This window comes from Photorhabdus bodei (assembly GCF_003287735.1).
Classification (GTDB): Bacteria; Pseudomonadota; Gammaproteobacteria; order Enterobacterales; family Enterobacteriaceae; genus Photorhabdus; species Photorhabdus kayaii.
This window is the reverse complement of the sequence record NZ_NSCM01000037.1, coordinates 12772-38441: the sequence shown is the minus strand read 5'-3', so window position 1 is coordinate 38441 and position 25670 is coordinate 12772. Positions and strand designations below refer to the sequence as shown.

30 protein-coding genes and 3 pseudogenes are annotated in these 25670 nt (G+C 45.6%); 25 read left to right on the top strand and 8 right to left on the bottom strand.

The window, feature by feature from the left end; all coding sequences use genetic code 11:
* Positions 1-11 precede the first annotated feature (11 nt).
* The 6 genes from CKY02_RS17320 (at position 12) to CKY02_RS17295 (ending at position 5684) form a co-directional block, all read left to right on the top strand.
* On the top strand, positions 12-1565 hold the full coding sequence (locus CKY02_RS17320) for a GspE/PulE family protein (protein ID WP_112896252.1): 1554 nt from the start codon (positions 12-14) through the stop codon (positions 1563-1565).
* Positions 1558-2643, top strand: a complete 1086-nt coding sequence (locus tag CKY02_RS17315) for a type II secretion system F family protein (protein WP_112896251.1) — start codon at positions 1558-1560, stop codon at positions 2641-2643. Before CKY02_RS17320 ends, CKY02_RS17315 begins: the two co-directional genes overlap by 8 nt.
* Before the next feature lie 69 nt (positions 2644-2712).
* Positions 2713-3315, top strand: a complete 603-nt coding sequence (locus CKY02_RS17310) for a type 4 pilus major pilin (protein WP_112896250.1) — start codon at positions 2713-2715, stop codon at positions 3313-3315.
* A complete protein-coding gene (locus CKY02_RS17305) occupies positions 3316-3981 on the top strand; it encodes a prepilin peptidase (protein ID WP_051690854.1) in 666 nt (221 codons plus the stop codon).
* Between the two features lie 59 nt (positions 3982-4040).
* Complete coding sequence (gene pilV / locus CKY02_RS17300) at positions 4041-5219, top strand: shufflon system plasmid conjugative transfer pilus tip adhesin PilV (RefSeq protein ID WP_065391293.1); 1179 nt, start codon at positions 4041-4043, stop codon at positions 5217-5219.
* A 9-nt stretch (positions 5220-5228) separates the two neighbouring features.
* Positions 5229-5684 carry a hypothetical protein gene (locus tag CKY02_RS17295; RefSeq protein ID WP_112896249.1) on the top strand — a complete coding sequence of 152 codons (456 nt, stop codon included), beginning with the start codon at positions 5229-5231 and terminating at the stop codon, positions 5682-5684.
* Between the two features lie 246 nt (positions 5685-5930).
* Here the strand turns inward: CKY02_RS17295 and CKY02_RS17290 are convergent, their stop codons facing one another.
* The 4 genes from CKY02_RS17290 to CKY02_RS17280 form a co-directional block, all read right to left on the bottom strand.
* A complete protein-coding gene (locus tag CKY02_RS17290; RefSeq protein ID WP_021326512.1) occupies positions 5931-6212 on the bottom strand; it encodes a helix-turn-helix domain-containing protein in 282 nt (93 codons plus the stop codon).
* Positions 6212-6526 (bottom strand): type II toxin-antitoxin system RelE/ParE family toxin, encoded by a 315-nt coding sequence (locus CKY02_RS17285; RefSeq protein ID WP_021326511.1) that lies wholly within the window; start codon positions 6524-6526, stop codon positions 6212-6214. The genes CKY02_RS17290 and CKY02_RS17285 overlap by 1 nt, the downstream gene beginning before the upstream one ends.
* 365 nt (positions 6527-6891) lie before the next feature.
* Entirely contained in the window at positions 6892-7056 is a 165-nt protein-coding gene (locus CKY02_RS24850) for a hypothetical protein (protein WP_023046035.1), read from the bottom strand.
* A gap of 41 nt (positions 7057-7097) precedes the next feature.
* Positions 7098-7547 carry a recombinase family protein gene (locus tag CKY02_RS17280; protein ID WP_240002079.1) on the bottom strand — a complete coding sequence of 150 codons (450 nt, stop codon included), beginning with the start codon at positions 7545-7547 and terminating at the stop codon, positions 7098-7100.
* Positions 7548-8355: 808 nt separating this feature from the next.
* Between CKY02_RS17280 and CKY02_RS17270 the strand changes: the two genes are divergently transcribed.
* From CKY02_RS17270 to CKY02_RS17210, 13 genes are all read left to right on the top strand, one after another.
* Positions 8356-9360 carry an IS110 family RNA-guided transposase gene (locus CKY02_RS17270; RefSeq protein ID WP_112896248.1) on the top strand — a complete coding sequence of 335 codons (1005 nt, stop codon included), beginning with the start codon at positions 8356-8358 and terminating at the stop codon, positions 9358-9360.
* A 639-nt stretch (positions 9361-9999) separates the two neighbouring features.
* Positions 10000-10341 carry a bleomycin resistance protein gene (locus CKY02_RS17265; protein WP_021323994.1) on the top strand — a complete coding sequence of 114 codons (342 nt, stop codon included), beginning with the start codon at positions 10000-10002 and terminating at the stop codon, positions 10339-10341.
* Between the two features lie 53 nt (positions 10342-10394).
* A complete protein-coding gene (locus CKY02_RS17260) occupies positions 10395-10697 on the top strand; it encodes a hypothetical protein (RefSeq protein ID WP_118988243.1) in 303 nt (100 codons plus the stop codon).
* Positions 10698-11305: 608 nt separating this feature from the next.
* Positions 11306-12106, top strand: coding sequence for a hypothetical protein (locus CKY02_RS17255; protein WP_112896247.1), 801 nt, complete (start codon positions 11306-11308; stop codon positions 12104-12106).
* 2 nt (positions 12107-12108) lie between these two features.
* Positions 12109-12846 carry a TIGR03759 family integrating conjugative element protein gene (locus CKY02_RS17250; protein ID WP_112896246.1) on the top strand — a complete coding sequence of 246 codons (738 nt, stop codon included), beginning with the start codon at positions 12109-12111 and terminating at the stop codon, positions 12844-12846.
* 29 nt (positions 12847-12875) lie between these two features.
* On the top strand, positions 12876-13424 hold the full coding sequence (locus tag CKY02_RS17245) for a transglycosylase SLT domain-containing protein (protein WP_112896261.1): 549 nt from the start codon (positions 12876-12878) through the stop codon (positions 13422-13424).
* A 5-nt stretch (positions 13425-13429) separates the two neighbouring features.
* Positions 13430-13966: an integrating conjugative element protein gene (locus CKY02_RS17240; protein WP_112896245.1), complete on the top strand. Its 537-nt coding sequence runs from the start codon at positions 13430-13432 to the stop codon at positions 13964-13966.
* On the top strand, positions 13966-14571 hold the full coding sequence (locus CKY02_RS17235) for a restriction endonuclease (protein WP_112896244.1): 606 nt from the start codon (positions 13966-13968) through the stop codon (positions 14569-14571). Before CKY02_RS17240 ends, CKY02_RS17235 begins: the two co-directional genes overlap by 1 nt.
* The gene (gene traD / locus CKY02_RS17230; RefSeq protein WP_112896243.1) at positions 14571-16733 is read left to right on the top strand and encodes a type IV conjugative transfer system coupling protein TraD; all 2163 of its coding nucleotides are present in this window, start codon (positions 14571-14573) and stop codon (positions 16731-16733) included. Before CKY02_RS17235 ends, traD begins: the two co-directional genes overlap by 1 nt.
* Entirely contained in the window at positions 16714-17466 is a 753-nt protein-coding gene (locus tag CKY02_RS17225; protein ID WP_112896242.1) for a TIGR03747 family integrating conjugative element membrane protein, read from the top strand. The genes traD and CKY02_RS17225 overlap by 20 nt, the downstream gene beginning before the upstream one ends.
* 634 nt (positions 17467-18100) lie before the next feature.
* The gene (locus tag CKY02_RS17220) at positions 18101-18997 is read left to right on the top strand and encodes a type IV toxin-antitoxin system AbiEi family antitoxin domain-containing protein (RefSeq protein WP_021324377.1); all 897 of its coding nucleotides are present in this window, start codon (positions 18101-18103) and stop codon (positions 18995-18997) included.
* 17 nt (positions 18998-19014) lie between these two features.
* Positions 19015-19899, top strand: coding sequence for a nucleotidyl transferase AbiEii/AbiGii toxin family protein (locus tag CKY02_RS17215; protein WP_112896260.1), 885 nt, complete (start codon positions 19015-19017; stop codon positions 19897-19899).
* A complete protein-coding gene (locus CKY02_RS17210; RefSeq protein WP_021324375.1) occupies positions 19893-20561 on the top strand; it encodes a PP2C family protein-serine/threonine phosphatase in 669 nt (222 codons plus the stop codon). The genes CKY02_RS17215 and CKY02_RS17210 overlap by 7 nt, the downstream gene beginning before the upstream one ends.
* Here CKY02_RS17210 and CKY02_RS25850 read toward each other — a convergent pair.
* Both CKY02_RS25850 and CKY02_RS25845 read right to left on the bottom strand, forming a co-directional pair.
* Positions 20513-21128 (bottom strand): annotated as a pseudogene (locus tag CKY02_RS25850) (DUF1016 domain-containing protein). The gene CKY02_RS17210 and the pseudogene CKY02_RS25850 overlap by 49 nt on opposite strands.
* On the bottom strand, positions 21106-21396 hold the full coding sequence (locus CKY02_RS25845; protein WP_240002078.1) for a hypothetical protein: 291 nt from the start codon (positions 21394-21396) through the stop codon (positions 21106-21108). Before CKY02_RS25845 ends, CKY02_RS25850 begins: the two are co-directional and overlap by 23 nt.
* A gap of 23 nt (positions 21397-21419) precedes the next feature.
* Here CKY02_RS25845 and CKY02_RS25840 point away from each other — a divergent pair, with 23 nt between their 5' ends.
* The 4 genes from CKY02_RS25840 (at position 21420) to CKY02_RS17190 (ending at position 23561) form a co-directional block, all read left to right on the top strand.
* Positions 21420-21794 carry a hypothetical protein gene (locus CKY02_RS25840; protein WP_238399305.1) on the top strand — a complete coding sequence of 125 codons (375 nt, stop codon included), beginning with the start codon at positions 21420-21422 and terminating at the stop codon, positions 21792-21794.
* A gap of 8 nt (positions 21795-21802) precedes the next feature.
* Complete coding sequence (locus tag CKY02_RS17200; RefSeq protein ID WP_240002077.1) at positions 21803-22444, top strand: DNA-processing protein DprA; 642 nt, start codon at positions 21803-21805, stop codon at positions 22442-22444.
* Between the two features lie 464 nt (positions 22445-22908).
* On the top strand, positions 22909-23259 hold the full coding sequence (locus CKY02_RS17195; protein WP_058588838.1) for a type II toxin-antitoxin system RelE/ParE family toxin: 351 nt from the start codon (positions 22909-22911) through the stop codon (positions 23257-23259).
* Between the two features lie 2 nt (positions 23260-23261).
* Positions 23262-23561 carry a helix-turn-helix domain-containing protein gene (locus CKY02_RS17190; RefSeq protein WP_058588837.1) on the top strand — a complete coding sequence of 100 codons (300 nt, stop codon included), beginning with the start codon at positions 23262-23264 and terminating at the stop codon, positions 23559-23561.
* A 76-nt stretch (positions 23562-23637) separates the two neighbouring features.
* Here the strand turns inward: CKY02_RS17190 and CKY02_RS26760 are convergent.
* Both CKY02_RS26760 and CKY02_RS17175 read right to left on the bottom strand, forming a co-directional pair.
* Positions 23638-24138, bottom strand: a pseudogene (locus CKY02_RS26760) (transposase); the annotation flags it as partial.
* A gap of 97 nt (positions 24139-24235) precedes the next feature.
* Positions 24236-24878 (bottom strand): annotated as a pseudogene (locus CKY02_RS17175) (IS1595 family transposase).
* A gap of 195 nt (positions 24879-25073) precedes the next feature.
* On the opposite strand from CKY02_RS17175, the gene CKY02_RS17170 reads away from it, so the two are divergent.
* Together CKY02_RS17170 and CKY02_RS17165 are read left to right on the top strand one after the other, a co-directional pair.
* Positions 25074-25400 (top strand): integrative conjugative element protein, RAQPRD family, encoded by a 327-nt coding sequence (locus CKY02_RS17170; protein ID WP_167405327.1) that lies wholly within the window; start codon positions 25074-25076, stop codon positions 25398-25400.
* A complete protein-coding gene (locus CKY02_RS17165) occupies positions 25397-25633 on the top strand; it encodes a TIGR03758 family integrating conjugative element protein (RefSeq protein ID WP_011145430.1) in 237 nt (78 codons plus the stop codon). Before CKY02_RS17170 ends, CKY02_RS17165 begins: the two co-directional genes overlap by 4 nt.
* The last annotated feature ends 37 nt before the right edge of the window (positions 25634-25670 follow it).

Genomic DNA, 25670 nt, shown 5'->3' with positions numbered 1-25670 from the left:
GAAGACAGGGAATGAAAGAAAGTATCCAGGTTAATGATGCCGTGTTGCTGTTATGTGAAGAACAACAGGCTACGGTATTAATTGACAACAATCGTCGGGGCGATCCACAGGTTCAGACGCGGGTCATGCAATTACTTGAAGCCACGCCAGAAGCAGAAATTCGCTTTGTCAATTTGTCAGAATTGCAGGCGAACCGCCAGAAACAACATCAGCGGACGAATGAACAGGGCGTGTGTCTGTCGGACCTAACTGATGTGAGTGAACGTCAGAAGCAGGTACTGACCTGTTTTGAACTGGCAAAAAAGCTGAATGCGTCAGATATTCACCTGACCATCAGTCCGGGATTGACCCGAATTGAAATGCGTATTCACGGTGAGCTGGAAGTCGTCAATGAACTGTCGGAAGAGGAGGGAATGGCACTGGCATCCACGATCATCCTGTCGATGTGTGATGTCACTGAAACGCAATTTTTTCCCGGCCGTCAGCAGGACGGGAGGATTAAAGCGGATTTTCTGCGTCGGGTACATTTGTATGGCGCACGGTACAGCCATACGCCAACCGCAGATGGTTTGTATGTTGTGATGCGTGTGATTGCTGATGATGGTGACAAAGTGCCTACACTGACACAATTAGGTTTTTTGCCGCAACAAATCAAATTGGTTTCCCGTATTTTGCGACTGCCCGAGGGCCTGATTGTGTTATCGGGACCAACCGGTTCTGGGAAGTCCACGACATTACGCACTTTTTGTCGCCAGTATCTTGACAGGACAAGAGGTAAAAAACGGTTATTGACCGTTGAAGACCCCCCTGAAGGGAGGATTGCCGGCGCGATTCAAACGCCCATCGTGTGTGACAAAAGTGATGAAGAGGCGGTCAGGCTTGCCTGGCACCGGGCGCTCACCTCTGCGCTGCGTCTTGATCCAGATGCCGTTATGCCAGGCGAAATGCGGGACCTGACCTCCATGCTAACGGCAATTTATGCTGCGCAAACGGGACATAGTGTCATGACGACGCTGCATACCAATAGTGCAGTCGGTATTCCTGAGCGCATGATAACCATGGGGGTGAATGCGGGGCTGATTGCTGATGCACAGCTTTTGATTGCGTTGATTAGTCAGCGTTTGGTACAGACATTATGCCCACACTGTCGGGTACCTTGGGCACAGAAACAGGCGGTACTGGATGAGGAACAACGGGCTTATCTGATGCGTTATTGCCATGCTCCCGGTACCTGTTGCGTAGAGAATTTATATTTTCGCCACCCTGAAGGATGTGAACATTGTTGCCAGACGATTACCTTGAGCGGACGGATTGTTAGCCGGGGAGTGACCGGTCGTAGCGTGGTGACAGAAGTCATTAGGCCAGATGCTCGATTTTTTACCTTGTTGATGACTGAGGGCAAAGAGGCCGCGAGACAACACTGGGTATCGAACCTAGGCGGGATTACTCGTCGCCAGCATCTATTGAATAAGCTGAATGCAGGGCGGATTGATCCATTGGAGGCGGACTTAGTTTGTCCGCTGGATGAAGATGATTATTTGCTGATGGAGCAGTATGATGCGTGAAATGTCATGGATCAGCCGTCTGCGCTATGTGTTAGTTCGCCACACTTTTTTACCCAGTTATCGCATCATTTTCTATGAGGCGTTGCGTTTTCTACTGGAAAACAAGATACCGTTATTGAAAGCGTTGCGGCAAATACGTGATGTGTATACTCATTTCGATACCCATTGGCATCCGTTTGCTGAACTCATTGACGATTGTATCTCAGCGCTCACTGATAACAGTCAAACGAATACCTTGGAACATGTGCTGGCTGTTTGGGGACCGGTAGAAGAGGCGGCGTTAATTAGTGCGGGTATGCGCAGCGGTCATTTGCCTGAAGCGCTGAGTCAAGCCATTACACTGATAGGTTGCCGTCAGCGTATTCTGATAGTGTCGCTCAGAATGATGATTTATCCCTTGCTGTTGGTGCTACTGATGGCGGGATTGCTGGTGATCACCGCAACAGAATTGGTACCAACACTAAGAAATATTGCAGATCCGGAAAACTGGCAGGGTGTGCTGGCATGGCTGAACGGGATGGCGACATTCTTTGAGCATGCTTTTCTGGGGTGTGGTGTCTTACTGCTCTCTTTTATTGTGGGCGTGGCGTATTCGTTGCCGCGGTGGGTCAACCGTCTGCGCCGCATCGCGGATCATCTTATCCCCTGGTCGGTCTATAGCGATATTCAGGGCGCCATTTTTTTACTGAACATGGCTTCCCTTTTGCGTGCCCAGGTTCAGACGCTGGATGCGTTAATTATCCTGCAACGCTTTGCATCTCCCTGGTTACAGATTCGTCTGGAGTCTATTGCTGATTGTGTCCGCGAAGGGGATCACTTTGGCCGGGCATTGCATCACTGTGGTTATGACTTTCCGTCAAAGGAAGCGGTGAATTTTCTGTCATTGCTGACGGAAGGTGATGGTACTCCTGAGATGATTGGACGCTATGGTGAGCGGTGGCTGGACCAAACCATTGTTCGGGTGAACAGGCGGGCCAATTTGGTCATGTTGTGTTCCCTGTTGCTGGTTGTCGGGGCATTTATGTTGATTTTGCTAGCCGTCATGGAAATACAGAACATGGCTAACATCATGCCGTAACCCCTTTAAATTAAACCTCCTTTTTAACGATTTTCTCCATAAAGAACCCTTTATATAAGGAATAAATCAATGCAGTACATGATGATACAGAAACAAGACAGAATGGTCCGTCCTCCTGAGCGGGGTTGGGCTATTTTGGAAAATGGTGCGGTTGCTCTGGTTGTGATTGCCGTGATTACTGTGGTTTTGGGGGGAATTTATATGTTGTATGACCGCAAGGATGCGGTTGTGGAAACAACGAATCTGCAAACTATCATCTCCAGTACTCAGGGGTTAATGAAAGGCAGTGGTGGATATGCATTTAGTAACGCAGACAAGATGACCGGCGTCCTGATTCAGTTGGGGGGTGTACCGAAGAGTATGACGGTTCGCGGAGATACGACCGTCGGTAATGCTACGCTGTGGAATACCTGGGGTGGTCAGGTTAAGGTCGGACCGAGCAGCACGGGGGGATTTAATAATGGATTCACGGTAACTTACGAGAGAGTCCCTCAGTCTGCCTGTGTTTCATTGGCGACTGGGATGAGCCGGGGAGGAAGTGCGTCAGAGATCACTATTAATAATACTCATCACGCTGATGGCAAGGTGACACTGGAAAGTGCCAGTACAGAATGCACAAGGAACAACGGTCGTACTGGTACTAATAAACTGGTCTTTACGATTAATGGTTAAATGAAGACACTGATTGCGGTTAGCTTTCCTACAGAATATACCCCTCTGGTTATGATGACGTTATTTGTCATCGGATGCGTGCTGCTTCGTCCGGTGAGTCAATTTTTGCAGGAATACGGTCTGTTGATGTGTTCAGTGCATCCGGTACCACGAATGGCTATCTGTTTGTACGTGGTGTCGGGCACGTTGATGTTGTTATCACCAGCGCCGCTGATGGAGCGGATAGCCGCACTGTTGCTGTTGAGTTTTTTGTTGCAATTATCGGTTATAGACGTTTTGAGTGGCTGGCTTCCTCGTCAGTTTACACTGGCTTGCCTGGTGTCCGGTGTCTTGGTCAGTATTTCGTTGCCGTCAGTGTCAATAACTCTTTTGGCTACGGTGCTTATGCTTGCCGGGATGAGTGTGTTACGCAAGTTGATGAACCGGCACTCTCAATGTGAAGCGCTGGGAATGGGGGATGTCTGGCTGATGGGAGCGTTGTGTGCCTGGCTGACAGGGTTACCGGCACTGATAGGTTGCTTGATTGGTCTGTCCGGTTTCGTGCTGTGGTATTTGGCACAATTACCTCATCAAGGTATGAAAGGCGGGCCGCTGGGACCTTGGCTCAGTTTAGGGAGTGTGGTCATGTTGTTGGAACGATTATATCAGCCAATATGGGTAATCTAATTGTGACAGAAAGAAAGGGTTGTTGTGGCAGCAGCAGAGGGCCGGATAGGGGATACATGATGCTGGGCACAGCTGCCGGACTCATGATATTGCTGGTACTGGCGGCGTTGGGAACCCGCATTTACAACGATTATCTGACAGAGAAGTCCTGGCAGGTCATGGCGGCGAAAAGCAGTCGTTTCAGTGCAGCGTCGAGAGCTTATATTGGTCGTTATTATGATAGGTTACGAAATTTAGCAACGACAACCCAACCTGTGATGATCACCCCGGATATGTTGAGAAAAACGGGGCTGTTGCCATCTGGATTCAAAGACACCAATAGTTCAGGACAGCGCTATCAGACCGCTGTGGTACGAAATACCCAGGATCCGGCATTATTGCAGGCAATGGTGGTGACACAAGAAGGGAGTCAATTGCCTTATAAAGCTCTGCGCCTGATATCGATGGATATCTCTACCGGATTGGGGGGATATATTCGGGATGGCAAGACGGTTACTGGCGCAATGAGTTCATGGACGGTGCCTCTAAAGGATTTTGGGATAAACAGTGGTGAAGGTCATCTGGCCGTGTTATTGAGCGCAGATGAGTTATCTACTGCCCGTGAGGAGAGTGACCGATTGTACCGTTTTGCGGTCCCCGGCCGTCCGGAACTGAACAAAATGCATACTGACATTAACATGGGAGGCAATAACCTGAACAATACGGCTACCGTGAATGCACAGGTTGGACATTTTAGTGGCGATATCCGGGCGAATGCCGGCCAGTTTCAGGGGGATATTCGTAGCCACGATGGCTGGATTGTGACGACAAAGAATAAAGGCTGGTTAAATGAAACCTATGGTGGTGGTTGGATGATGTCAGACAGCAACTGGCTTCGCAGCGTCAATAATAAAAGCATTTATACGGAGGGGCAAATCAAAGGCGGCGCCCTTCGGGCTGATGGTCGTCTGTCGACAGGGGAGTTTTTACAACTTGATAAAGTGACTATGGCGGGTACGGCCTGTTTACCCAACGGATTGGTTAGCCGCGACAGCAAAGGCGCCATACTGTCCTGCCAGTCCGGCCTGTGGACAAAAGCAGAAGCCACCTTGCAGCAGAACCAATGTTATCAGGATGGAAACTGGGGTGGACGTGATTTCGCTGAACACCGATGTAAGCCTGGATATTATGCGGCGGGACTTAAATTTGTGGGTCACCAACGCAGCGAATCAGCCTATGTCATTACCTGCTGTAAATGAAAACGTAACATGTGCGTATATCTGATTTTTATTTTGGTGGTGTTGTGTTGTCCTTGCTTTGCACTGGTGAGCAGATTAACACCTTGGCGGGGATTTATCTGTTCGGGGGTTCGGCGCAGGAAAAAACGGTATTACGTCATTCACCTTTCCCCGACTGACAGGATAGGGCGTCTGACACGGAGCCGAACCCGGTGTTTTCATGCGGCATTTGTTCGCGAACTTGAGGGGGCGCTTTGGCGGGCAGACAGGGATATTTTGTTTCGTTCTCATTTGATGCGGCCTGCTCAGATACAGCTGGCCTGTTCGGTTCTGGCACATTACCCGACATGGCGTTACCGGATGATTAAAGTGGTGATCCCTCGCTGGGAGCGAACAGGGATTACATTACAAAACTTACTGTATGAGTGGCGTTATGCTCCGACGGCTGCCTGTGGTGTTATGGTGGTGGTGAAGCAGGAAAAATAACATTTTATATTAGAGAGCATGAAATTGTGTGGGGCACTACATTGGTGTTTATGCTGCTATGGCTAATGTAGAACCACCAACTGTACTCCGGCTAGCTCATTAATTCTGATGCGGAAAGCATTTAAACGACTGCCCCACAGATTTTTATGCTCTCCAATATATTGAATTTCCTGTAGAACTTTATAAAAGTTATAATTTTTTCTTAATTAATGCTAACGTATGCATACATTAGCATTAATTGGCTATTCAGTAGAGGACGATGACAGGCTTTTTAATACCACAGGCGTGAGCGTAACGGGTCAGCGTATCGATGCTGGCTTTCGTGATGTTATTTTCCATGCGGGAAATAACCGGAGGTGTAACCCCCATCCGTTCAGCGACCTGAGCTTTTGTCAGATTGTCATGTTTGCGCCATTCTGCAAGCAGCTCTCTGAGCTTCTCCTTGCGTTCTTCCTCATGCCATGCAGCACGATATTTGTCATCCTGCATCCACTCGTTATGCAGTTCTTTATGACTTACCAGTTTCATTAATTAAGTACCTCCGCTAACCGTTTTTTGGCGAGTTCGATTTCTTTCGCTGGCGTTTTCTGTGACTTTTTGATGAAAACCCGGAGCATGATGATTGTATTGCCTTTATGATATACCCAGATACCTCTGGCTATGTCCGTTCCCATCGTGCGGATCTCAAAAAGTCCATCGCCCAGGGGCTTAGTGTCCGGTTCCCGCAATAATCGCGCGTCAGATTCAAGCTTACCGATAAGTCGGTCAAATTTAACCCGAATCCTCACGGGCAATGCTGTGGCTTCTTCCCTGGCTTCCGGGTGATAAACTACGTTAAACATATGGCCTCTCTTTTATAATTATATTAGTGTATAGGCTAATAAATGGCAATGAAAATTAACCTGTAAGCTAATTTAAATCAGAGGGGTAACAAATTATGAGGACTGTATTTCCAGTTAAATATTATAAGGGTGAGGGGTTTGTTGAGCGCAAGGTTGAACTCGACGATCAGGACATCGAGGAAATTATTCAGGATTGACTAATCGAATCTCTGATTCTTTTTTTGTTTCACGATAGGTAGTGCTCTTTCGAACTTATCCATAATGCTTAACACCCATTTGCTACGTTTGTTAGTTATGGCCCCATCAACAGCGAGTTTTAACGCCATCACTGAAACAGCCATACCGTTTCAATGCGTCGATGTAAATTATTTCCTGCGTCCTGCCTTTGGAGCACTGATTGTCACCTGATCTAGAAGCTGAAGCCTTTCTTCTTCTGGTATCAGCATTAATGCCCGGATACTGGCTCTAAGCACATTAGTTTGTGTATACCGATCAAGGACTTTACCATCAGACATAAGAGTATTGATCATATCCGATTCTTCTTCAGTGCAGTTGAGTAAAATTTTACGTGTTAACTTGCTTGATATCCGCAGGCGGTCGACCAGTGCTGTTTTTTAGCCGAGATCCCTTCGGCCTGTCTTTCCCGAATTAATGCCCGCTCAAACTGGCTGAATGCAGACATCATATGCAGTTGCAGCTCCTGCATGGGAGTTTCCTTGCCAGCACTAAACGTGGGCTGTTCTTTTAGAAAGATCAGTGTAATACTTTGCTGACGTAAACGCAGGGTCAGGGCACACATATCCATCATATTGCGGCATAGCCGGTCAATGGAGTGAACAATGATGGTGTCGCCTGTTCTGACCTGTTTAAGCATTTCCTGAAGTTGTGGCCGGTTGATGTCTTTAGCACTAGCCTGTTCGAGATAAATTTTGTTAATTTCAATCCCGGATGCAGACAGCGCTTCTTTCTGGCGTTCAACATGCTGATCAACAGAACTCACCCGGATGTAGGCATAGTGCATATCAGCCCTAAAACATAACAAAGAATTATAGAATAATCTATAAAGCCCACTTTTCCGATGTTTATAGAGCGTAATTGACTTATTTTAAATACGAACTGAAAAGGTATACCTTTATAGAGTCCAGTCTAAGCCTTGCGAATAGTTAGGCGTGTAAAAATCATAGTTCTTTAATAACCCGTTAAGTCGGTGGCGGTTAAACTTGACGCGATTGAACTCGTCGATGAATGCTTGGATGTCGCCAAACGTTGTATCGTCATTACTTTCGACAATAGCCTCTAAGAGCTTCAATGTTGCTTCAGCTTCATCATATTGGGTGCCGGCATACCTTGTCCACTGAGACAGAGAGGCGTACTTTTATTTGAGTCAGATTCAATTGCTTCGATACGGATATCCAGTAACCAATGCCGATAGAAATCGTACTAATAAGTGAATTTATCACGGTTTTCGAAATGAAAAGACGCAAGTGAAACAGCCTAGGGATCATCATAAAAACTGAGACCACCTTCATAGTAGATACCATAGTCTTTACCGTAGATATAAGGTATGGTCATTATCCCTGCCGAAAGCAAATTACAGTAGAAAATGAAAGGCTCCTAATGACATATTGCTCTTCATTCGAAAACGTCGCCAGAGCATAGGGCTGAATCTCGAATGGCGGCTTGGGCATAACTTTCCTTTCATCATGATGATAAATCGAACGATCATATTAATTGGTTACAGGAATACCCCATACTAATGAGATGGTCGCCCTCACCCTGTTAGCGATATATTGACAGCGTGTGATTTATTTTTTTAAGAGGCCATCATCATGAACACTATCGCACTGATTGGTATCGATCTCGGCAAGCATTCCTTTCATGTCCATTGTCAGGATCATTCGGGGAAAGCCCTGCTACGTAAAAAATTCACCCGAACTAAATTGATGGAATTCTTAGCTGGCTGCTCTCCGGCAACGGTGGTGATGGAAGCCTGTGCTGGCGCGCATTTCATGGCAAGGCGGATCGCTGATTTGGGGCATGAGGCCAAGCTGATTTCACCGCAGTTTGTTCGTCCTTTCGTCAAAAGTAACAAGAATGACTTTATTGATGCCGAAGCTATCTGTGAAGCCGCCTCACGCCCTTCAATGCGGTTTGTTCAGCCCAGAACGGAAGCTCAACAAGCCATGCGAGCCCTGCACCGTGTCCGGGAATCACTGGTCCGGGATAAAGTGAAAACCACCAACCAGATGCAGGCTTTCCTGCTTGAGTTTGGCATCAGTATGCCCAAGGGAATTGCTGTGATAAAACAGCTCTCCACTGTGTTGGGTGAACATGAACTTCCCCCTTATCTGGTACAGGTATTACTGCGGTTACAGGCGCATTATCACTATCTGGTTAAACAAATCACCGAGATTGAAACCGCCCTGTCACAGGAGATTGCTCAGGATGATACCGGACAACGGCTGATGACGCTCCCCGGCATTGGCCCCATCACGGCGAGTGTGCTTTCCTCACAACTGGGCGATGGGAAGCAATACGCACACAGCCGGGATTTTGCAGCCTCGACGGGATTGGTTCCCCGCCAGTACAGTACTGGGGGAAAGACAACCTTATTGGGGATCAGTAAACGGGGTAACAAGACACTCCGGCAACTGTTAGTGCTATGTGCCCGAACGTTCATACTGCATATCGAGCATAGAAAGGGCAAACTGGCTGACTGGGTTAAGCAGCAACTTGAACGAAAGCATTCTAATATCGTGGCCTGTGCGTTGGCGAATAAACTCGCCCGGATAGCCTGGGCTATTACGACACAACACACGGTATTTGTTGCCTGAAACTGACGTCATTGTGAATCTATTTAACTATTCCCCCACTGGTTTTGCGAAGACTGATAATTGATGACATGAACGGCCTACCGGCCTGATGAGAAACCTGGCATAAAAATTGGCTCCTTGAAGCCGGCACACTTTTAAGGTTCATCAGGCGCGGAACTCATCGAGGCGCAGGTTCCTTGCCTATAGTGACGCCGGATAGATTTAAGCAAGCCCAAAATTCATCAAAATGAGTGTTGCAAAAACGAGGGTGACCATAGATTTTTATGCTCTCCAATCCATGCTAAATAGCTTTCCATAATACCGATACACTTGTGCCTTTTGTTTTCTTTTTGAACAATGTTGGTTCTGTAGCCTATCTCATTGATTTTACGTATTGCTTAGATGAAAAGGCTGTATGTCTTGGTACACAAGGGTTGGTTGGAAGTGGAGCATAATTATGAAATCTTATTTAGGTAAAAATGCTATATTCATAGTAAATCATATTTAATAATTTATTGTTAATTCCTCATGATTTTAGGAGGTATTGTTGAATCTATTTTTATAGTCATATTACTTATTTAATGAGAGTAACGTACAGTGATTTGTCAGACAATCCTGTATGAGCGTTTAAAAATTATATATAAATAAAAGGGAAAATGTATGAGCGATTGGGAGGCTGTCCCTGTATTGGCTGCATTGGATCTAGATGAATTGGTTGACTTTTACACAAGTAAACTTGGGTTCCATTGCGACAATTTTGTTCCTAATGAATATGCGATAATTAGCAGAGGGGAAGCTGAAATCCATTTTTGGGCATGTAACGATAAGTACATTGCAGAGAACACTTCTTGCTATATTTTCGTGAAAGATATCCAAAGTGTGTTTCAAGAACTACAAGCGCAGACTGAAGTCTCTCCGCTTGCGGAAACTCCATGGGGCATGTTGGAGTTCCACCTAATTGATCCAAGTGGAAATTTACTTAAGTTTGGGCAGCCAGTTTAGCTGTTTAACGTTCTCCCCAACTCCTGTTTATTCAAAGTATATGGACATCGAACTTGAAAAATCCATTCAAACGTATGGCTTCTTTTTCCGCTGAAAAGAAGATAGAAATTGCCAGAAAGGTCAAGCAACTAAGTAGCGCAAGCAACACTGAGCAGAGTAAAAAAGAAAGGCATGCTGATGAAAAGGAGGGCGGAGAATCATTCATAGAGTGGTTGAAACTTCATCAGGAAAATAACAATGGAAATCAAAAAGAAGAAGCTCTGTCCCCTGTTACAAGTTCTCAGTTAAGGCTGTGGTATCTGAGTCAGATAAGCGACACCCATTCTATTGCCTACAATATTCCTGTTGCACTGTAGATAATAGGCAGTCTTGATGTTGCCAAGTTAAAGCAAAGTTTTGTAAAACTGGTTGAACGCCATGCATGCCTGAGAACGTGCTTTCCGGTGTTCGACGGCATTCCTTCTCAATGTGTCCTGGAGCAATTACAACCTGTTTTTATACAAAGTGTAAAAACACATGAAGAGGTGACTGACTACATACACAAGCGGGTAAAGATGAAAGCATAAAAAACCGTGGGGCAATCATTTAAATGCTTCCCTCGGACGGCAGTTCTGAATGGCGAGCTAAAAGGCACAATTTGAACGTTGGTATCCCAGCATCAAAATTAATGAGCTAGTCGGAATATGGTTGATGGTTTTACATTAGCTATAGCGGCATAAACGCCAATGTAGTGCCCCACAGATTTTATGCTCTCTATATTGGAGTGTAATTTTCATTTTTTCATATTGAGTTTTTTATCGTCATCCTTTCTGGTTTTGCCCAGTATGCTTCCCGGTATCGGGTAATCATATGATTAGACTCTAATCACTGTCTGAATAAGTCACATTTTTGTCAAGCAACCCGATAGTACTGAAAAGTATGCCAGGCACAGTGCTAAATAAAACAAACAAGGATGTCGTGTTGTATGACAACTGAAATACCTCCTCTGTCGCTGTCGCCGACGTCTGAAGCTGAAATTGACAGCTTGCGGCAGGCGGTTTCTCAAAAGACCCAATCCAGGTTGTTGTCGTTAAAAAAATGTCTGGGGTATCTGTCAATATTGCTTGTTATTGTCAGCATCGCATTTCTGGCATTCGTAGTACGGCAGCAACATCATCAGTTAGTGGAATTTCAGTCATTGATACGAAATGGATCATTCCGGCATTTGCCTGATGGGGTGCAAAAGCTGCACGAGCGGTTTGATAAAGCGGATACCGGCTTTGTCTCCCGTCAGGACTGGCAAATGCAAAATGACCGGTTTCATCAGGCATTGATAGCGCAACAGGGATCCGTCAACGACCAACAGAAATCGCTGGTACGGTCAGTGACTGATTTAAGCCGTGCGCATCAGGATCTTACCGAAGCAGTAAGTGTATTGAAAAATACCGTGAAACAGCAAGAAATGCGCGTTGACGCATTAATCACGTGGAAATCTCAGCAGGAAAAGTATTCTGGTAAAAAAGCGGGCACACCTGATCGGGAAATTCTTCGAACAAAGAAACGGATAGTGGCTCCTTTCATACTTTCTGGTATTGAACGTCGGGGAGAACAAGTTTATGCCGTTATTATTCCACGAGACACAGATCCTCATTCCCAAATATCTCAAATGCATTTACTGACTCCGGGTGAAAGCGCATTTGAGTGGACGTTGGTCAGTACCTCCGATCATCAGGCTTTGTTCCAGGTACAGGGGCATCGTCAAATCCTGTCAGTCAATGGAGGGTAATGATGAGAAAAGATTTTTTCAGCCAGAGGAAGGGGTTGGTGCTGATTGGCGTTGTTATGTCTCTGTCAGCTTCGGCGGCACCGGTTGTTATCTCTGAACAGACAGAGACGGGAATGAAAGCGACTCAGCAACAGGTCACGCAGGCTGAAAACCACCGTATTCAGGCGCAAATATGGGGACTGACAGAAGCAGAGTTTCAGCGTTATCAGCAATTGATGCAGGGGCAACGGGGCATTCAGTCTCCCGGGCTCGATCCGTTGAGTGCATTGGGTATTGAGGCCGAAACAGTACAAGCGCGTCAACGTTATGCAGAATTGTGGGTTAAACAGGAATATGTCCGTACTGAAAAAGAGTTGGCGTTCCAGCGGGCGGTGGATGCGGCCTGGAAGCGTCTGGCGCCGAATATTTTGCCGGTTAATTTAGGGAAGGGGGACGGAATCGCACAGGGTAATCAGGGGCGGCTGGCGTTATTTGTGAAAGAGGATTGCGCAGCCTGTGATGCCCGGCTGGCTGCTGCCTTGTCAGCTGACCATGAGGTGGATATTTACCTGGTAGATAGTGAAGGCAACGATGATGTTTTACGTACCTGGGCAGGTAAACATCATATTCCATCAGAAAAAGTTGGTAGCCGAAAAATCACGCTTAATCATGACAAAGGACGCTGGCGACAATTTGGTCAGGGGAAAATGCCGGTCGTACTACAACATGAGAATGACGGATGGCGTGTGGTGGCATTTTGAGTCTCGCTGTGGCGGGAAGTCTCTTTTGGATGACAGAAGGTATGGCCGCTGCGGTAAAACAGGTCGTTCCGCCTGGGTACCAGCAGATTGCGCGGGTTCATGGCGTACCCGCTGAAATGCTTTATTCGCTGGTATTGGCTGAATCGGCGAATTGGCCGTGGACGCTCAATGTGGCCGGAAAGAGTTATCGCTATGCAACCCGGCAGGCAGCCTGGCAGGCGTTACAGGGATTTATGCGTAGCGTACCACTCAAACGTATTGATGTGGGTATCGCCCAAGTGAATTTGGGTTGGAATGGCCATTATTTTCGCTCTTACCAGGATGCATTTGACCCCTATACCAATCTCCATGTAGCCGCCCGTATTCTGAAAACGTGTTATCAGTCTAAGTCCAACTCTGGCAGTTGGTTGAATGCGGCAGGCTGTTATCACCATCCCGCTGGCGGTCAGCCCGCGAGCAAGTATCGGAAAATCGTCACACGTAAACTGAGCACGCTGGAGACCCGATATGCTGTTTTATCCACCAATATTGCTGTGGCTAATACGACACTGACCTGGATTGAACCGAAGGAAAAATAAAGAAGATGTTAATCCATAACTTAACCTGTTATCGCTGCCGTTTATTTTTAATGGTGATGATATTGACACCTTGTTCTCAGGCTGCACTTACGGTTGTGGCTGATTTAGGTGGGCAATCCACGTCAGCGTATTTTGATGTCATTAATGCTCAGGACAATGAACTGACGACTTCTTCAAATATGGAGGTGACCCCGCCAGATTTAACTGAAGGGGGCATGTTACCGGTGGAAACACCAGAATTGTCTCCCGGACCTGTTGACGCTCGTCCGTTGCAATTGCCGGGAATGGGGGCGTTGTTCATGATTGGGGATGATGCCCGGTCAAAACAGTGGTTGAAGAAAAATTTGGTTGGTCTTCGGAAAAAACAGGCGGTGGGGTTGCTGGTCAGTGTGCGGGATAAAACACAACTGGATGAACTGCGTCAGCTTGCAGAGGGATTAGTATTGGCACCCGCTTCCGGCAGTGATTTGGTCCGGCGGTTGAACTTGCGGCATTACCCAGTGTTGATTACCGATACTGGCTTAACCCAGCAGGTGCGTTGATGTGGCCCCGTCATCCGGTATTAGACACCGTGTGGCAGCAGGGCTGTCCAGCATGGTTACTGCTACTGGTGGGGCTGTTGCTGACGATTGTGGTGTTGTGGCTCAACATGCCTTCATTATCAGCCCGGTCATGGCGTCATCGTCACTACCAGGCACAGGCTGCCCGTATTCTGGTTCGGTTACCTCAATTAGCGGGAGACGCACAACGCCTAAGATATTTACGCAAAATCAACCCGTATGTTTTTGAAGAGTTATTGTTGTTGGCATTCGAGCGTCAGGGACTGACCGTCATCCGCAACTGTCGCTATAGCGGTGATGGTGGTTTGGACGGTCAGGTGTTTATCGCCAGGCAGCGTTATCTGATTCAGGCCAAACGTTACAGCCAGTTTATTGCAGCCCGTCATATTCAGGCATTTGGTACATTGCTTATTAAAGAGCAATGTGGTGGCTTCTTTATTCATACTGGTCGCATCGGCCCGACAAGCCGAACATTACTGAAATCGCATCCACGTATTCAGCTTATCAGTGGTCAGCGCCTGCTTGATTTGCTGGCAGGGAAACGAGACTGGCTGTGCCCTTCACATTTTCAACGGTCATGTGATTGATGAGTGATCGCTATGTGATTGAAACCCTGTTGCGTCCGGCGGTAGAACTGAATACGGCTGTGGTTGCAGCGGTAGCCGCGGGGATTTGTCTCTCAGCCCCCTGGGCTGTGGCGCTGTCACCGTCGGTTAGTGATGTCACAGCGGTGGGTTTTGGGGTGTTGTCCGGTATCCGGTTTCGGCAAGGGCTGCGGGTCCTGCGTTACCGGCGTCATATCCGGCGATTGCCCCGTTATGTGATGGCCAGTCATCAGGTGCCAGTCAGTCATCAGAGATTGTTTCTGGGGAAAGGGTTTCTTTGGCAACAAAAACATACGCAACGTTTGCTGGATACCCTGCGCCCGGAAGTCGAACGTTATGTTCAACCTCCCCGGTATTATCAGTTGGCGCGGTCATTTGAGCGGCGGTTTGAGTATCAGTTACCTGCTCTGTTCCGTCTGACACAACGTGATTCTCCATGGAACCCGTTGAGGCCATTGCCGCCGGTTGGGGGCAATCCGGCATTGCATGGTATTGAACCGGATGAAGTCAATGTGTCAATGGATTTGCGTGAGCGGGTCGGGCACATGTTAGTACTTGGCACAACCCGTGTTGGTAAGACCCGGCTGGCAGAGTTGCTTATCACACAGGATATCCGGCGGGGTAATATCACGATTGTGTTTGATCCGAAAGGGGATGCAGACCTGCTCAAACGCATGTGGGCGGAAGCGCATCGTGCCGGGCGGGAAGATGAATTCCATGTGTTTCATCTGGGCTGGCCGGATATTAGTGCTCGCTACAATGCTGTTGGACGTTTTGGTCGGGTTTCAGAAGTGGCTTCCCGTGTGGCAGGGCAATTGAGTGGAGCAGGTAATAGTGCCGCTTTTCGTGAATTTGCCTGGCGTTTTGTCAATATCGTTACCCGCGCCTTGGTGGCTCTGGGACAGCGGCCGGATTACACCCTGATATTACGCTATGTCACCAACATTGGAGAACTGTATGAAACTTATGCTGAAAAAATTATCAGGCAACGCCTGCCTGTGTTATGGGAGCAGGTGAAAAAAAGCCTGGGTTTGCTGACGGAAGACGATTTGCCACGCAATATGCAGGGGCAGGCGAATGCGGTAAAAATTTGGGCGATTGAAATGGCATTAAGTTCGGAAGCGGGGAAAGAACTCTACGATCCAATTTTAGATGGGCTGCGCAGTGCGGTTCGCTACGATCGCACCTATTTTGATAAAATTGTGGCATCCCTGTTGCCGTTACTGGAAAAGCTGACGACAGGGAAAACAGCTGCACTGCTGGCACCGGATTACACGGATATGAACGATCAGCGTCCCATCTTTGACTGGCAGCAGGTGATACGTAAGAAAGGTATCGTCTATGTGGGGCTGGACGCTTTATCGGATGCAGAAGTGGCTTCGGCAGTAGGCAATTCCATGTTCGCAGACTTGGTTTCCGTTGCTGGTCATATCTACAAATTTGGTCTGGATGATGGCTTGCCAGAAGGTAAAACGAGAAAACTCCCCATTAGCTTACATTGTGATGAATTCAATGAACTGATGGGGGATGAGTTTATTCCGCTGATAAACAAAGGGGGTGGCGCAGGGATTGAGGTAACCGCTTACACCCAGACCTTGTCTGATATTGAGGCCCGCATTGGCAGCAGTGCTAAAGCAGCACAGGTAACAGGAAATTTTAATACCCTGGTTATGCTGCGGGTCAGGGAAAATAACACCGCCGAGCTGCTAACCCGCCAGTTGCCAGAGGTGGAAGTGTACACTAAAACTTTGGTCTCCGGGATTACCGATATCTCCAGTCCGGAGCAGGGCAGTCACTTTACCTCTAATACTCAGGACCGGGTTAGCACGATCAGAACGCCGTTAATTACCCCCGCTGAGGTGATTAATCTGCCGAAAGGTCAGGCATTTGCTCTGCTTGAAGGGGGACGATTATGGAAGATCCGGATGCCGTTGCCGGCAGCCGATGATGATGACCTGATGCCGGAAAGTTTGCAAAAAATCGCTGATGATATGCGTAAACATTACCGTACCAGTGAATCCTGGTGGTCGGGTAGCGCAATGCCAGATGACAGACAGGTTGACCTGAATGCGGTGTTAAAAACTGCTGTGTTGACTGATGACTCTGATATGGAGATGGCAGATAATGGCACAAGCGAAAACTGAGTCGCCGCAGACACCATCGAAAAAGTCAGGACCATTAAAAACGGTTTTGTGGGATTTTCCGTGGATGTTTATTGGCTTGTTGCTGGCTTCGTTGTTTTTCAGTCTGGTGATTGAATATTTTGGGATCGCCTTTTTCTGGCCGGAACAGGGAGAGAGACACAGCCAACAAGTTATGATCACGGAAAGCGGTTGGTTGTCTAAAGAATTTACCCGCAGCTTACTGTTATCAGAGCCTGCTACTACGCTCAATATCGGGTTAAAATGGGGTTATCAGTGGGTGCTTGTAGACAGTGGTACACTGGACTGGATTAATCAACAGTATACAGTACAAGCTCGGAGCCATTATGAAATGGTGAGAGAGTTGAGCGATTGGAGTGTATGGCTGGCGGAAAGTTTGCGGAAGTACCTGTTGGCAACGGTATATGTGACCGTAACCTTTATTATCCGGCTCACTATTCTAGTGTTGTTTTTGCCATTGTTTGTGATGGTTATAGGCGTTGCTGTAGTTGAAGGACTAAGCCGACGTGACCTACGGCGTTATGGAGCCGCTTATGAGTCGAGTTTTGTTTATCATCATGCCAAACGGTTTGTGAAACCGGCGTTTTGTGTACCCTGTCTGTTATATCTCTCTTGGCCATCGGCTGTGTATCCCAATTTATTATTGTTACCCGCAGCTCTCCTATTAGGGCTTGCTATTACCGTGATGATGAGTACTTTTAAGAAATATCTTTGAGGTAAAAGCGGTATGATGTGGATTTTTGGGTATTCCCATAGGATTTGGTTTGGAAAATCAGTGTACTCGACTATGAGATTTTCAATGAGCTTAATGACTAAGATGATCTGGTGCGTAAATTTAGCATTTCTATCTAGTGGACTTACATTAGATTGACGAACTTTTAAAAGGGAGTTGGAATTGTTTTTAGAATAAATTATTCAATGACTAATAAGAATGAGTAAGATATATCAATCAAGTCTGCACGATTAGTCAGATGGTAGATTGAATATGATCTCTCCACGTTATGTTCCATCTGTTCTTATTTTTCAGGCGTAGGAAAAGAGATTGTAATTTACCTTCCATAATTTTCTTCTTTATCCAAGCAAATATTTGCTAGTAAGTGGTTTAAGGATTTACTGTTGCTCCGTTCTGCGGGCTAGCATTGACAACCCGACAGTATTAAAAATAGCATATTAGTATTTATACAATGACGTCCTTAGGACGTCATTGTATAAATACAAACTTATTTGTCAAGATATTTAATATTATCCATAATTTCATGAAATTAGATGAGCATCAAGGAAAATAACTATTTGACTTTTTACGCCTACCTATGTATAAGTCCTTAGGACTTATACATAGGTAGAATTACATGATGAATGAAACTATTCCTCTCCGGGAAGCTCTGCGGCGAACATTACTCAACAAGTATGATAACCCAGCGATCGGATTACATGAGTTCAACAGGTTTATCTACACCTTATACCGTGATAAATCATTTGAGGGTGTACGGATTGGGAAGATATCAGCTCCAGAGCCGGATAGCAGAGTCCTGGATATCACACTGAGTGACTTAAAGACTCAAGGAATTCTTTCTCCTGTGATTGAGGGCGTGGTTTACCAAATCAGTAACAAGGATCAGGCGAGCGCACAGCAGATTGCCTGTAGTATCACTCCTTACTCCTATTTGGCCTATTTGACGGCAATGGAATGGCATGGCATAACGGATCGTATTCCTCATATCGTGCATTTAGTCCAATCTTCTCAAGCACAGGCCAAAAAATTGCTGAATGAACAACTCGCTCAAGAGTTTCCAGGTATCAGTGATATTCATCCTTTGCTGCCGAAGAAAGTGTCATCCGTAGGGAAGATCGATGGCAAGGAGTTGCTCATTCATAATAAGAAAAACTTCGTGATGAAGCGAGAGCTCTATGGTTCAGGGGGGATAAGGGTGACTAATATTGGTGAGACCTTTCTTGATATGCTCAAAAAGCCTGAAATGTGTGGCGGTTTTATGCATGTGATGGAGGTGTTTGAAGAGTATGCAAAAGAATATCTGCCTTTAATTGTAAAAACCGTTGAGAAGGATGGAAACTCCATTGATAAAGCCAGAGCGGGCTATATTCTGGAAGACGTTTGTCACCTTAAACACCGAACGATAGACACTTGGAAGCGGTCGGTTCAACGTGGTGGAAGCCGGAAATTAGTGGCCTCGCAGCCGTACAAAGAGGTGTACTCAGAAGTCTGGTGCATATCTCTCAATCTTTAGAACAGAAAAAGTGGCATATGGAATACTCAATTGAGCAGTGGGTTGCAGAAGCACCGAAGGATAGGATCACTTTTCGACAGGCAGTCCATATCGTTCTTCAGGCCATTGCGTCCAGCGACTATCTTAAACCCAAGATGATCATGAAAGGTGGGTTGCTACTAGGGATCCGTTATCAAAGTAGCCGTTTTACTGAGGATATTGATTTTTCTACGGCAATGAAGTTGGCTGATATTGACCAGGAAGAGTTTCTCGCAGAGCTCAATGAATCACTGCTTATCGTTTCCGGAGAGCTTCCCTATCAGGTCACCTGTGCGGTTCAAACCGTTGTGATTCAACCCAAAAACCAATATGAGAAAGCTACGTTCCCCTCGTTCAACTTAAAAATTGGATACGCCAGAAACACAAGTCGCGGGGAAATGAAACGGCTACGTGAAAAACAGTGTCCTAACACGATTAAGATTGATTACAGCCTGAATGAAGACAGTTTGCATGTTGATCACATCACCTTGACGGATGAGAATGAAATCTGTGCCTACAGCCTTACCGACCTTATTGCAGAAAAAATCCGTTCTATCATCCAACAAGTACCGCGCAACCGCTCTCGCCGACAAGACATTTATGATTTGAACTATTTATTTAACAACGTTGAACTTGACGAAGTTGAAATGTTGTCGATATTAACTTCATTACTGTACAAATCGGTCGGTCGCCTTGAACCAGGCGTCGTGAACCCTGCAACATTAGATCGTGCAGATATCAAACAACATTCCGAGCGTGAGTATCAAACGTTGACTGCTGAGATCGAAGGGATGTTGCCAGACTTCGACACGGCCTATGAGCGGATCAGGCTATTTTATCGTGCGTTACCTTGGAAGCATACCACAGGATGGGAGATATGCTGACTAAGTGTTTAGCACTGAGCAACAAAGGGAATAGGAGAGAACAACTGGATCGTTTCTTTCATTTCCGTACTGACACACATTCAGTATCAATCATGATAGACGGTTTCAGTTATTGCGGAAGTTTCCCTCATTATGTTGACTATCTTGGTGAGCAGTTTGCAACTATTCAGTATGCCCGACTGGACAGTGATAGCATCTGCTATGAAATCAACCGCATTCTCAATGCGCGTGACGGTTATCCTGGTAAGGCAAGTATTGCCATTATCGTTTCCGATCAAGAGTATTATCGCTATATGTCGCTTGGTGATACTCGCATTTACTGGCCTTCAATGCAGAAGCGTACTGTTGATCATACGCTGGCCCAACGGTGTGTTGAACGGGGAAAATCCCCTGCTGAGACATTAAGAACGCATCCGCTGAGAAACCGCGTCACGCAATTTGTGTCAAAAGACAGTACTCATCATTTCTGCTATAAGATCGACAGACGTATTCCTGGCGAGGTAATAATTATGTGTACAGATGGGTTCTGGTGTCAGTACGATGATAAGGCACTCTATCTGTTAGATTCAGAAGAGGCAATTGAACACGCTTTTTGTGAGGTATTGTCTAAAAGTCACAAGTTGCATGATAACCTTTCTACAGCCTTTCTGCGCGATAGGTAACATATTGCAGAAAGATGGCCTCTAATATGAGGCCAACGGCTATAACATTTCCTCAGCAGTATATTGGTTACTCCCCATAATGACTGAGTTCTGCTTCCTGCATCCTCGATGCTTGGTAAGCTGGATTTTAAGTCCCCTGGCAATGTACAGGTTAACTCGTAATCCGAAACGTCAATTGGCTTTTGAATACCGCGCAAGGTATATTCGGCCAATATCTGGTCTTTGGTCTGGCATAAAATCAAACCTATGGTAGGCTTCAGTGGAATGTTGTAGCTTCTCATCGACCACCGAGCAATAGAAATTCATATTACCGGCATGTTCAGGCTTGAACTCTCCTCGTTTCAGCGCGATCACAACAAAAGCCCTCAAAGTCAGATAATAAAAAAGCAGGTCAATGTAATAATCTTGTTCGCTTACGGTAATACGATATTATCGCCCCATAAAAGCAAAGCCCTTGCCGAGTTCGAGTAGGAATTTTTCAAGGTGTTTGAGAAGCTCCGTTTCCAGCTCACATTCTTTAAAGGGTTCTGATAGGGTGAGGAAATCAAAAACATAGGGATCTTTCAGGGGCTGCTGTACCAGCTCCGATTAAGATACGGGTAACCGGTTCTTGAAGTTGCTGACAGCCGAGCCCTGCCGGGCATAGGCATTGCTTTTGATGATATGAAGCAGGGAGTCTCGGCTCTATGTATCTGGGTCTGTTCTGCATACCAGAATCGCTCGGTTTTATCCTCTCAATCAGCAGAATGTTGTGACCCCACGGCAATTGTGCCACAGGTTGTGGCACAATTGCCGATACGGGCTTTCCGGAACCTTGTTGCTCTATTCGTGGCAAGGCGTGCTCCCGGTAGAGCGTAGTTGGTAGTAAAAAGAAAAAATAATGGCATTTACTCAGTTAACCATTTAGCCTGTTTTTGTATTGCCTTTTCGGCAGTTACTGTAGTAGGTGTTCTTAGTAACCTTTTATTCCATGAATTGGGAACGGATAAAATGTTGCAACTTGATTTTGGATCTTCAGATTCCTTCGAACGAGCGATATCTCCATTTGAGGAGATGGCGGCATATGAAGCGTTGTGGACTGAGCAGGGCGCTACATTTAAAACTATTGCTAATAAATTTCGGCAAGCACCTAATGGTACGATACCATCTGAACTCGTCCCCGAAGAAAAAAGAGAGTCTGTCAAAAAGTCACTGAAATATATTTTCTTAATAAATATTCTGTGGAGCATTTAGGTATTAGAGTGCACGGAGCTAGCGAATATCCTGATAAATTGAGAGATGCTCGTTACCCAATAGAATTGTTTTATTATCAAGGTTGGTGGGATTTAGTGAATACTCGGTGTGTGGCTGTCGTCGGTTCACGAAAGATATCTGATGAAGGTCGCCGTAGAACAAGAAAGCTAGTTAAAAGTCTTGTGAATGATGGATTTACTATTATTTCTGGCTTGGCTGAGGGAGTCGATACGGTTGCTCATACGACTGCGTTGGAGTTGGGAGGTAACACAATAGCGGTTATTGGTACTCCGTTGTCTCATATTTACCCAAGACAGAATAGTGAGCTCCAAAAGGCAATTAGAGAAAGTTATTTGCTAATTAGCCAGGTACCATTTAAACGTTATATTGAGCAAGATTACCGTAGTAATCGTCTGTTTTTTCCTGAGCGTAATGTGACTATGTCAGCATTATCTGAAGCGACTATTATCGTTGAGGCATCTGATACCTCAGGAACGATGACGCAAGCTAGAGCGGCTTTGAATCAAGGCAGGAAATTATTTATATTAGAATCTTGTTTCAAGAATACTTCGATTAGCTGGCCGGTAAAATATGAATCGTTAGGGGCTATAAGGGTTAAAGACTATGAGGATATTAGGGAACATCTGTGACTTACCGTCTTACGAAAATTGATGAATTGAGTCGTAGAGATCACTACTATCTTGCAGAGGACGACATTTGTTAATTTTATTGTTACTTTTATGGGTAATATACAGCCAGAAAAGGTTCTGTTTGCAGTGAAATGAATAGGTTAATAATAAACTAAAAAAGAGTGTATTACAGAGAACTGAAGAGCATTATAAACATAAGCAGCAGGCAATAAATAGAATAGCTGAAATGTTGTCTCATATCATCAGCACGCTTCAACGTTTGACTTTTGTTCCAGTACCTCCATCAAAGTGCAAAACTGACATTAGTTAATCTCAACTTTGCTTAAGAAGAGCGAGTTCAGAACCCCGTAAATTCAAACTCGGCTTTTTCGGTTGAAAAAAGAATATAAAATCGAGCCGCTATGGTTGAAATTATAGTGAATACGTTATATTCTTAATTATAACAAATAGGCTATGGAGTCGATATGTGGGAAGTCATAACGACAGAGTGTTTTGATGAGTGGTTTCTGACTCAGGAAGATGCTCTAAGGGAGTCAGTCTATGAAGCTATGGGGGTATTGGAAAAGTTCGGCCCAAAACTTGGCAGACCATATGTTGATACATTGAGTGGTTCTGATTTCCCCAATATGAAGGAACTGCGTGTACAACATGCTGGTAATCCTATCAGAGCGTTTTTTGCGTTTGATCCTACCCGCTGCGCAATTATTTTGTGTGCTGGCGATAAAACGGGATTAAATGAGAAACGTTTCTATAAGGATATGATTCGGCTGGCTGATTCCGAGTACCGTAAACATCTTGCGAAACTGGAGAAATAATCATGGCTACTTACAGAGAACTGTTGGCTAAAGAAAGTCCTGAAATGCAGGCACGAGTCGCGGAACGGGTTGAAGAAGCCAGTATCCAGATCGCCCTTAGCCAATTGCGTGATGAGCTAAAAATTTCACAAACAGAATTGGCCGCTGTTATGGGGGTCAAACAGCCTTCCGTTGCTCGAATGGAACAAGCTGACAATGATCCAAGGCTATCAACACTTAAGCGCTATGTGAAAGCATTAGGCGGCGAATTAAGTCTTGATGTGACACTTCCAACGGGTAAGCGCGTAGCTTTCCATCTTTAAGGGAGAAAGTCCGCAGAGCGGGCTTTCTTCAGATTATTGACAAGATGTTGTTTTTTTATCCGGTACTTTGTTTTAATTAACCTCGGTTTCGTTTAAAAATAGCGATATCACAATCCCGTAAATTCAAGCTTGATTTTTTAGGTTGGAATGTATAAGCAATTAGGCCAGCGACGATTTCCAATAAAAAACCGAGCTGACTGCGGTGTCTTGAATGCGCTATCTGAGAAATATTTTTGAGCTGATCCATGACCGTTTCTATCAAAAATTGCCTTCTTAACATCAGCTTATCCCAGAGAGATAATGCTTTTGCCTTCATATTATTACGGTGAGTGATTAACGTTATTCCTTCTGCTTTCAGCTCATCGCACAAGGTCTGTGATAAATACCCTTTATTGTCCATCCTGTTAATCCTTGTACCCGCGCTTTGATGGGATTGCAATCATCCTAATTTCCTGAGATCAACTTAACCGCCAAAAGTTTGCCACAATCATTGATAATCAGATGAAGTTTAAAGTTATAAAACGCCCGTACTCGTTTTCATTTGCTGTGAGACGCTCTCAAATACTTGATGACGGGGAAACGGAGGTGTAGCTGACCAATCCGGGAAAATCAGCCTTAAAATAGTGTCTTACATGTTCAATATAAAAAATGTTTGGGGCTGCCCTAGATCGCGATTATATTCTTCCTTTAACTATTTGTTTTAGAATGTGTAATTGGTCTTTTACACCCGGTGTATTAAACCTCCACTCACATTCCTTAAGAAAGAGCTCAAAATGCTCCTTTGGTATGCTTAAATCTACGCAAATGACGTTTGGCTTGGTTCCAAAAATTCTCTATTCCATTGATATGATTTTGACTATTTTTAGCGTCTACACACTCTGTACTATGGTTGATTCGATAGTGTTTAAAATCGGATACATCTAACACATCATAGCGGGCAAAATTGTCTGTGTAGACCAGGCTGTCAGGCTTAATCTTGGCAGTGATTATCGGCATTAAGGTATCAGATTTAGCGTTAGGTATTAGGCGGGTGTAAACCTTGTCACCTCGCTTGAGAAGTCCAAAAACAGGGACTTTCCCCGAGGAGCCTCGTCTGCGTTTGCCCTTACGTTTACCGCCGAAATAGCTTTCGTCTATCTCGACTTCACTGTCAAACATAGAATATTCATCAACATAACTTGCGATAAGGACTCTGAGGCGGTGAAAATAGTAAGCCGAAGTCGTGTGTTGACACCGACTAACTCGAGCTGTAGCTCCGGCAACGAAGAGCCCATGAAGACGTTTTTGCTTGTATTGGCTAATCCGACTTTTTCTCATCTGGATATCCTAGATAAAATAACTTATCTAGGACAGCCCCTTAAGTTAAATACAAAGTGGAATCCCGCCCTGGTTTCAACCTTAAATTCAAGTACCCAAAATTTTCAAAATCAGATAAACAATTATTCACTGTAATCGTTACTCTTTTTCGTCACTCTGTTGATGTATATATCTACGCAGATTTAGGGTAATGCTATGGTTTATTTCCGTTTATTTTCCCATAGTCTTTTTGTCCTGACGATACTAATGAGTTGGCCTGTGCTGGCCGGGGAAAAAGATGAATTGGCCACCACACTCAAACAGCTTGACCAGGTGCAGGCCAGTTTGGAGCGTGCCCGGGTTTTGGCCGTTCAGGATGGTCAGGCAGACCGTTTTTATTTTGATTATCTACGTGCTAACCGGGACCTCAATATTGTCCGTGAAGGCATTAACCGCTATCTGACCCCCTCCCGTGCCCAACCCGGGATTTCTGCGGCTGTGCTGGATGTGACCGGTCAATATCGTCAGGAGCGAATACGGTGAACGAGGTACAACGCAATGCATTCAGGGCCGCTTCCGGCAATCTCGATCCCCATGTGATGCAATTTCTCTGTATTGGTTTACTGATAGCGGTGCTGTTTCTCTGGGCTGCATGGGGAATGGTGGACGTCTGGCAGGGCTGGGCCAATGAAAAGGTCCGTGAAGCGGCGATGAACCGTTTTGTCATTCGTGTGGCGTTGTTGCTGGTGATGGCTATCTGGATGTTTGCCAGCTAATCGGTTTTTTTAACCTGTAATGGAAAAAAGGGAAAAG